This is a genomic window from Bacteroidota bacterium (assembly GCA_034723125.1).
Classification (GTDB): domain Bacteria; phylum Bacteroidota; class Bacteroidia; order CAILMK01; family JAAYUY01; genus JAYEOP01.
Map to the genome: position 1 here is coordinate 1 of JAYEOP010000298.1, position 2,830 is coordinate 2,830.

The window sequence follows — 2,830 nt, forward strand, 5'->3', positions numbered from 1 at the left end:
TAAAAACAAATGTACAAACAAAACGGAAATAGATGTTAACGCCTTGTTACCCGGAATTTATATAGTCCGAATCATAACTGAAAATGGAAATTTTTATAATCAAAAATTATTTATTAACTAAAAAAATTGAAACCTCTTTAAACAAAAATTATGAGCTTTTTAAAATATATATTTCTAATTTTTATTATTCTTGGTGTAAGTAATGCTAATGCACAGCAAAATAATATCTGGATATTCGGATATGGAAACAGCCTTGATTTCAATTACGAGCCACCGCTTCCGTTACCAACAACTCCTCCTATAGAAAGCCTTGGCAATTGTGCTATCATTTGTGATAGTCTGGGCAGGTTAGTATTATATTCTGACGGTGAAGATATATATAATAAAAACCACAATGTCATAAAAAACGGAGATAGTATTTATGGCGTAACCCACAACTCAAAAGGCTCCTTGTTTTTACAGTCAGATGAAAACCATTATTACCTGTTTACCGTCATGAATTATGTGAAGAAAATTGAAGATTTACCAACAACCTATTTTGGCTTGTTTTATTCGGTTATTGATATTTCAAAAAAAGAAGTTATAAAAAAAAATATATTAATAGACTCAGGTTTTTATTATTCTATAACAGCAATAAAACACAAAAACGAAAAGGATTACTGGATTGTCAGCCGTAAATATCCAGATACATTTATTTTTATTAAATTTGGTTACAATGGAATTGATACCTTAAAAAAACAGAGTTTTAATAAACCTTATTCATATAATTATATTGATACTGCAAACCTTCTGCATGTAATGATAAACCTATTTCCATCAAATGATGGAAAACTTTTGGCTGAAGGAAATCGTATATTGGCAACTAAATATTATGATTCAAACAGTAATAAAATAGTTCCAACCAATATTTCCTTTTTATGTTTTTATGATATAGATATTTCAAAAGGTAAAATTTTACATAAAGAGATTATTGAATCAAATTATGAAGAAATTGGATTAATGCCTACTTATGTATATAATGCTGCTACTTTTTCACCGAATGATTCTTTAATTTATGTTGCGAATACCGGTAGAGGTGAATCAGGAAAAGGCAATGAAATCTACAAGTATAAAAGATTTGCTAATAATATTTCTGCAAGCAGGTTTATTTTATATACTAATCCATATCCACATTGGGATATGGTCCATGCAATTCAATTGGCTCCAAATGGTAAAATATATTTAGGGCAACATATGTATCAATATGTTCAGGTTATTGAAAATCCTGATAAGGAAGGTCATCAGGAAATATTACAATATAAAGTTAAATTATCAAACAAAAAACGAAGTGCAGGCTACCATTTCCCCAATGTATTTTATCAGTATATTCGAGTCAAATTCAAGCATATCCGCAAATGTGATTCAGTGCCAAATTTTATTAATTTAAGCGATACTTCCATTTTTAAAAAATTTACATGGTATTTTGAGGGTGGTGATTCACTCAAGGGCATAAATGCCTATTATAAATTTCCATATTCAGGCAAATATTTTGTAAAACTAAAAGGCATAACATCTGCCGGATACAAACAATGGTATTCCGATAGCATAGTGTTTATTAAAAAACCTACGGCAAATTTTGGTTACGAACAAAGCACAGGCTGTAAATGGGTAGGTTTCCGCTTTATTGATTCTACGGTAACTGATACGGTGCATCCGCAAAAAGGCGAAAGTTGGTTTTGGGATTTCGGGGACGGTACTTATGATACGCTTCAAAATCCATCTCATATTTATACACAAACAGGAATTTATGATGTCAAACTCATTTACAGCAATGGTTTTTGTTCGGATACAATTTTGCGTACTCAGGCAGTCGAAATAATTGATGCACCAAAACCCGGCTTTGAGGTAAATGAAAAAAATTATTGTACACCCTTTACTTTAAAAGTTACAGATAAATCACTTGGATTGGTATCGGATTATTTGTATGAACTTAGCGATGGCAGGCAGGATACAAACAAAAATCCTCAATTTGAAATTAACCAATCCGGGAATTATTGGATAAAACAAACCCTCACAGGACCAACAGGATGTGTGAATTATGATTCCATGCAGTTACATTTTATAAAAGGTTTTGACGGAACAGAAGAAATTAACAGCCTTACAGCCACGGTAAACCCAAAAAATGAAATAGAACTAAGCTGGCAAAAAGATGAAGTGGCTGTAAATTATAAAATTTTCAAAAGTGAAAATGAAAACAATTTCTTTGAACTGACAAATCAAAAAGACAGCTTTTATTTTGACAATAATGTTGAAGCTGATAAAAATGTTTACACTTACAAAATTACCGCAGAGGATAGCTGTGGCAGAAGTACAAAAGAAAGCAGGATTTTAAAAAACATCCTTTTAAGCGGGAAAACCCACAAAAACGATTACAGCATTATTAGATGGACAGCATTTGAGTTGTGGCAAAAAGGTGTTGAAAAATACATTATAGAAATAAAAAACAGCAACAACCAATACGAGCCAATTGCAGAAATTGGTAACAAAACTTTCAGAGATAATGATTTTTTAGACGATTTTAAAAAGAACGAAAAATGTTATCGTATCAGAGCTATTGAAAATGAAGGCAACAATCAACAAAGCATCAGCAATGAAATATGCCTGCCTTTTGAGTCGGTAATTTGGATACCAAACGCATTCACCCCAAACGGAGACAGTCTTAACGATAAATTTATAATTTATACAATAGCTATTGAAGAACTTCACATACAAATTTTCAATCGTTGGGGAGAACAAGTATTTGAAAGCCATAGCATTAATAATTCATGGGATGGAAAATATAAAGGAAAAA

General features: G+C 31.3%; 1 protein-coding gene. It reads left to right on the forward strand.

All coding sequences use genetic code 11. From position 1 onward, the window contains the following. Positions 1 to 150 precede the first annotated feature (150 nt). Positions 151 to 2,830: PKD domain-containing protein (locus tag U9R42_08150; protein MEA3495991.1), on the forward strand; the 2,680-nt coding region annotated here is incomplete at its 3' end.